This window comes from Pseudoalteromonas sp. UBA6610, from assembly GCF_002433295.1.
Classification (GTDB): domain Bacteria; phylum Pseudomonadota; class Gammaproteobacteria; order Enterobacterales; family Alteromonadaceae; genus Pseudoalteromonas; species Pseudoalteromonas atlantica.
The window spans coordinates 37,570-44,073 of sequence record NZ_DJHW01000038.1; the positions used below are offsets into that span (position 1 = coordinate 37,570).

General features: G+C 42.4%; 4 protein-coding genes. 1 reads left to right on the plus strand and 3 read right to left on the minus strand.

What is annotated here, in order from left to right; genetic code table 11:
• Positions 1-86: 86 nt before the first annotated feature.
• Positions 87-2,162 (plus strand): M13 family metallopeptidase, encoded by a 2,076-nt coding sequence (locus tag B4F91_RS05340; RefSeq protein ID WP_138577683.1) that lies wholly within the window; start codon positions 87-89, stop codon positions 2,160-2,162.
• A 154-nt stretch (positions 2,163-2,316) separates the two neighbouring features.
• Here the strand turns inward: B4F91_RS05340 and B4F91_RS05345 are convergent, their stop codons facing one another.
• The 3 genes from B4F91_RS05345 to secA form a co-directional block, all read right to left on the minus strand.
• Positions 2,317-3,384 (minus strand): phosphotransferase enzyme family protein, encoded by a 1,068-nt coding sequence (locus tag B4F91_RS05345; protein WP_248531381.1) that lies wholly within the window; start codon positions 3,382-3,384, stop codon positions 2,317-2,319.
• A gap of 5 nt (positions 3,385-3,389) precedes the next feature.
• Entirely contained in the window at positions 3,390-3,788 is a 399-nt protein-coding gene (mutT, locus tag B4F91_RS05350; protein WP_248531379.1) for an 8-oxo-dGTP diphosphatase MutT, read from the minus strand.
• A 60-nt stretch (positions 3,789-3,848) separates the two neighbouring features.
• Positions 3,849-6,504, minus strand: a 2,656-nt coding sequence (gene secA / locus B4F91_RS05355) for a preprotein translocase subunit SecA (protein ID WP_288635410.1), incomplete at its 5' end; no start/stop codon positions are given.

Consider the following 6,504-nt stretch of genomic DNA (forward strand, 5'->3'; position numbering starts at 1 on the left):
CATCGCAGGGCGCTTTTATTTTTTCTCTGGCATGCAATAGTTTAATGAAATAGATATTTTATTCTTTACTAACAAACGGAATAATTATGAAAAAAGTAACTATTACCGCTGCAAGTATCGCACTTGCACTGGGCCTAGTAGGTTGCGGTGAAAAACAACAAGAAACGCAAGTGGCCGACACCGCTGCCGTTACAGCACCTGCAGAAAAAACGCTTGAGCTAGGTGTAAACCTTGCCAATATGGATGAGTCGGTTCGTGCACAAGATGACTTTTATTACCATGTGAATGGACAGTGGCTTGCTAAAACAGAGATCCCTGGCGATAAGTCGAACTACGGCTCGTTTACACAGTTATACGACGAGTCGCAAAAAGCGATGAAAACAGCGCTTGAAAGTGCCGCTAATAATAGCAGTGCTAAAAAAGGCAGCGATGAGTACAAAATTGGTGCTTTTTACAAAAGCTACATGGATAAAGACACACGTGATGAGTTAGGTATTACACCTTTACAACCTTCACTTAATACCATTGATAGCCTAGATTCAAAAGCTGACCTTGCTCCTTTAATGGCTAAAATTCAGCAGCAAGGTGCGAGCTTACCATTTGGCTGGTTTGTAAATAACGACGCTAAAAATTCAAGTGAATACGCGTTGTACTTATCGCAATCTGGACTTGGCTTACCTGATCGTGACTATTACTTAAAAGATGATGAAAAATTTACTAAAATTCGCGCATCTTACGAGCAATACATAACCGATATTTTAGCTAAATCTGGCGTTGAAAATGCCGCTGATGCCGCGAAAAACGTTATCGCATTTGAAAGCGCTTTAGCTGAGGCGCAATGGAGCCGAGTACAAAGCCGTGATGCAACTAAGTCATACAATAAAATGACCGTAGCTGAGGCAAATAAGCTAACAGGCGACTTTGATTTAGCTGCATTTTTCAAAAGTGCTGGGGTAGATACCTCAGACATTATTGTACGTCAGCCAAGCTACTTAGAAGGGTTTGCTGATGTGTACAAAGAAACAGATTTAGCAACGTGGAAAAACTACTTAAAGTTTCATTTTGTAAGTGGTTACGCGCAGTTACTGAGCACTGACTTGGTTGATCTTAAATTTGATTTTTACAGCACCACATTACGTGGCGTAAAAGAGCAAGCGCCACTTTGGAAAAAAGCGGTTGATGCATCTAACAGCGTACTTGGCGAAATTTTAGGTAAAGTATACGTAAAAGATAACTTCCCGCCTGAAGCAAAAGCACGTATGGAAGAGCTGGTAGATAACGTTATTAAAGGTTACGGCGTTGCTATTGAAAACCTTGAGTGGATGAGCCCTGAAACCAAGCTTGCAGCCCAAGAAAAGCTAAACAAATTTACCCCAAAAATTGGCTACCCAGATAAGTGGAAAGACTACTCACAGCTGAGCATTAACCCTGATGAATTAGTGGGTAACTACATACGTTACAGTCAGTGGGCTTATAGCGACATGATTGCTAAATTAGGCAAGCCAGTGGACCGCTCTGAGTGGCACATGACGCCACAAACAGTGAATGCTTACTACAATCCAGTAAATAACGAAATTGTATTCCCAGCTGCTATTTTACAGCCACCGTTCTTTAATTTAGAAGCCGATGACGCTGTAAACTACGGTGCAATTGGCGCAGTAATTGGCCACGAGCTAGGTCACGGTTTTGACGACCAAGGTGCTAAATACGATGGTGACGGTAACTTACGTAACTGGTGGAGTGAGTCTGACCTTAAACAGTTTGAAGAGCGTACCGGCGCGTTAGTAGCGCAATACAACGAATATAAACCATTTGAAGATGCGGGTGTTAACGGCGAGCTTACCCTTGGCGAAAACATTGGCGACCTAGGTGGTTTAACGGTGGCTTATAAGGCGTATCAATTATCGTTAGGTGAGAACAAAGCGCCTGTTATTGATGGCTACACCGGCGATCAGCGTTTCTTTATGGGTTGGTCACAAATTTGGCGTCGTAAGTACCGCGATGAAGAGCTACGAAACCGCTTAATGACAGACCCGCATTCACCAAGTCACTACCGTGTTATCGGTATCTTGTCGAACATGCCTGAGTTTTACCAAGCGTTTGACGTAAAAGAAGGCGACAAAATGTATATCAAACCAGAAGACCGCGTAAAAATTTGGTAATTGATAGCCTGTTAGTTAACTTGAATCTGGTTAAGAGATAAATTACCCAGCTTTTAGGTTAGTAAATAAAAGCCAGTAAGTGTTTAGCTTGCTGGCTTTTTTATATTTAAATACTGAGTACTAATACCAATGCGCAATAATACTTAATTTAGGGCTACTGCATGAGTGTTTTATGCATCCAGCTTTGATTGCTTAAAATATTTTTATACAAAGCCAGCTGGTTTTGCGCACGTTCTAAATTATGTTCTGCATGGGTGGTTTTAAAGTACACGTCGTTATTTAAGTAATCAGTTAAAAACCGCACACTGAGCATTAGCGGCATAACTTTAGCGCCAAGTAGCAAACTTGCTTGCTCTTTGTTGCTAATAGCCGATTTAAGGGGGGCAAGGTAGCCTTTAACAAGCGCTGTAAATACCTCTTTGCGAATAACCACTTTATCAATATTAATCGAATCTTCTGCCTCAGCGCAGCAAAATGTGCGCACCATGTCTCCAAAATCATACAATAAAAAGCCTGCCATACATGTATCTAAATCGATAACTGCTTTTGCTTTATATGTATTGCTGCAATACAGCATATTATTTATTTTAGTGTCGTTGTGGCACACCCGGGTGGGCAAATCGGCTGTTACGTCAGCGAGTTCTTTTACTAAATGCTGTTGTGCAATGCAGTAGTCAATGTCGCTTTTACACTGCTGCAGCCGCTCTTTAGTGGCGGTGCTAATAGCTGTATTAAGCTGCTCAAAGCGCATAGCTAAGTTATGGAAGTCAGTAATAACAGGGCAGAGGCTTGATGCGTCAAAATCGAGCAAGGCACGTGTAAAGGTGCCAAATGCAAATGCGGCTTGCTGTGCGTGATGGGGCTCTGTAACCACATCTTCGCTAATACTTTGGCTAATAAAATTAAGCACGCGGTAGTACGAGTTGTTAATTGTAATAAGGTATTCACCTTGGTAAGTACTTATATGCTTAACAATGTCGAGCGGGTAAGTATTTGCTTGTTGTTTAGCGCTTAGGTGCTGCTCAATTAACTGTGCGTTATTAACCAGTTGTGCTGGGTTTTTAAATACATGGGTATTGAGCTTTTGAACAACAAATTGCTGCGCAGCATTAGTTAACAGCCATGTGGTGTTTATATGTCCGCTGCCTAAAGAGCTCACCTGAGTAAGCTCAGGGTTTAGCGCTAATAGCTCACTTAATTTATTTTGTATTGCTGTATTCATGTGCTTTACGCGTATCGCGTTTGTATTTTTTCGATAATCTCGGCGTTAGCAGCAGGGAACTCATAGTTACTAAGCTCATTAATAGCGACCCATTCACTTGGTTGCCCTTCGGCGCCATGAGCTTCACCGCTAAAGTTACTCACAACGTGAATATCAAGCTTTACACATTTATCGCCATAGTCATGTTCAATTACCATAAGTTGGCTAGAGCTGTGAATGGTAATGCCAACTTCTTCACTTAGCTCACGCTTAAGTGCAGCAAATACGCTCTCGCCAGCTTCTACTTTCCCGCCTGGAAATTCCCATAAGCCACCTTGATGTTGCTCATCAGCACGCTTGCAGATAAAGATGGCGTTATTTTTTTTTATTACGCCTACCGCTACATTTACAATTTTTGTTGTCATGTTTTTTCTCCATAAAAAAAGCGACGCTAGCGTCGCTTTTTAATTACATACAATGCGTCGTTACTTTAATTTACCACAACATTGCTTAAACTTTTGTCCTGAGCCACACGGACACGGATCGTTACGGCCAACTTTAGGCGCTGTTCTTGCCATTACAGTTGCGCTTTGAGGTGCTTCACCGCCTACATGTTCAGCTTCTTCGTGTTGGTACTCGCGAGGGGCATTTTCACTTTTACGGTGTTGCTCTTCTACTTTTTCAACATCTTCTTCGGCACGAACTTGTACTTTACTTAAAATGCCCACTACATCAACTTTTAAGTTTTCAAGCATTTCGGTGAATAGCTCAAACGACTCGCGCTTGTATTCTTGCTTAGGATTCTTTTGTGCATAGCCACGTAAGTGAATACCTTGGCGTAAATGATCCATTGCAGCAAGGTGATCTTTCCAGTGCTGATCAAGACTTTGAAGCATAATCGCTTTTTCAAACTGACGTAGTACAGAGTCGCCAACTTGCTCTTCTTTTTGCTTGTAAGCTTGCTCAACCGCTTGCTCAATACGCTCACGAAGTTTTTCTTCGTATAGTTTATTGTCATCAGCTAACCACTGCGTGATAGGCAGCTCAATCAGGAAGTCTTGTTTTAAGCGCTCTTCAAGGCCTGGTATATCCCACATTTCAGCAAGGCTTTGTGGTGCAATGTATTGATCAATAACACCGGCAAGTACATCACCACGGATTGCTGTAATGGTTTCTGAAATATCGCCTTCTTCAAGCAGCTCGTTACGTTGAGAGTAAACAACACGACGTTGATCGTTTGCTACATCATCGTACTCAAGTAATTGTTTACGTACATCAAAGTTACGTGCTTCTACTTTACGCTGAGCGTTTTCAATTGCACGGTTAACCCAAGGGTGCTCAATGGCTTCGCCGCGTTGCATGCCTAGTTTACGCATCATGTTAGTCATGCGCTCGCCGGCAAATATACGCATTAGCGCATCATCCATCGATAAGTAAAAACGGCTAGAGCCGGCATCACCCTGGCGACCAGCACGGCCACGTAATTGGTTATCTATACGGCGCGATTCATGACGCTCAGTACCAATAATGTGTAAACCGCCAGCGTCAATTACTGCATCGTGGCGAATTTTCCACGCTGCTTTAATTTCAGCAATTTGCTCATCTGTTGGGTTTTCTAGTTTTTCAACTTCGCTGTTCCAGTTACCACCAAGCACAATATCGGTACCACGACCGGCCATGTTGGTTGCAATTGTTACAGTACCTGGTAAACCAGCATCCGATACGATGTCAGCTTCTTGCGCGTGGAATTTAGCATTAAGTACGTTGTGCTTAATTTTTTCTTTGCGTAAAAACTGCGATAAATACTCAGAGCTTTCAATCGAAATAGTACCTACAAGTACAGGCTGTCCGCGCTCTTGGCAATCTTTAATATCGGCTAAAATAGCTTCGTATTTTTCTTCTTGTGTTAGGTAAACTAAATCGGCGCGATCATCACGGATCATCGGCTTATTAGTTGGCATAACAACCGTGTCTAGGCCGTAAATAGATTGAAACTCAAATGCCTCAGTATCGGCTGTACCTGTCATACCGGCTAAAGTTTCGTATAAACGGAAGTAGTTTTGGAAAGTGATTGAAGCCAGTGTTTGGTTTTCGTTTTGAATTTTTACACCTTCTTTAGCTTCAACAGCTTGGTGTAAACCTTCAGACCAACGACGACCTTCCATTGAGCGCCCTGTGTGCTCATCGATAATAATGACTTCGTTTTCTTTAACAACGTAATCAACATCTTTTTGATAAAGCTTATGGGCACGCAGTGCGGCATACACATGGCTCAGTAATGTAATGCTTCCGGCAGAGTAAAGCGAGTCACCTTCTTCAATTAAACCACGCTCAGTAAGTAGGTCTTCTACTTTAATTTGACCGCGCTCAGTTAAGTGAACTTGCTTAGACTTTTCGTCGATTGTGTAATCGCCATCGCCTTCAATGCCTTCTTCGTCTTCTTTTTCTTGAAGTTCTAAAAGCGGCACAATTTTATTGATTTCGATGTATAGCTCAGAGCTATCTTCAGCTGGGCCTGAGATAATAAGTGGTGTACGCGCTTCATCAATTAAGATTGAATCCACTTCATCCACTACCGCATAAAACAGTGGGCGTTGTACACGCTCATCAATGCTAAATGCCATGTTGTCACGTAGGTAGTCAAAACCAAACTCGTTATTAGTACCGTATGTAATATCGGCACTGTAAGCTTGTTTTTTCTGTTGTGGCATCATGCCTGGTACGTTACAGCCCACAGTAAGGCCTAAGAACTCAAATAACTCGCGGTTTGTTTCAGCATCACGTTTAGCAAGGTAGTCGTTCACGGTAATTACGTGCACGCCTTTGCCTGTTAAGCCATTTAAGTAGGCTGGAAGTGTGGCTGTTAGGGTTTTACCTTCACCGGTACGCATTTCTGCAATACGACCTTGATGTAAAACCATGCCGCCTAATAGCTGTACGTCAAAGTGACGCATGCCATTTACACGCTTTGACGCTTCGCGTACCACAGCAAATGCTTCTGGTAGAATGTCGTCAAGGCTTTGTCCGTTATCGTAACGTTCTCTAAACTCAGCTGTCTTAGCTCTTAAATCTTCATCAGAAAGCGCTTCTAATTGCGTTTCTAGCGCATTAATTAGCGCGACCGTCTTTCTTAGGTTTTTA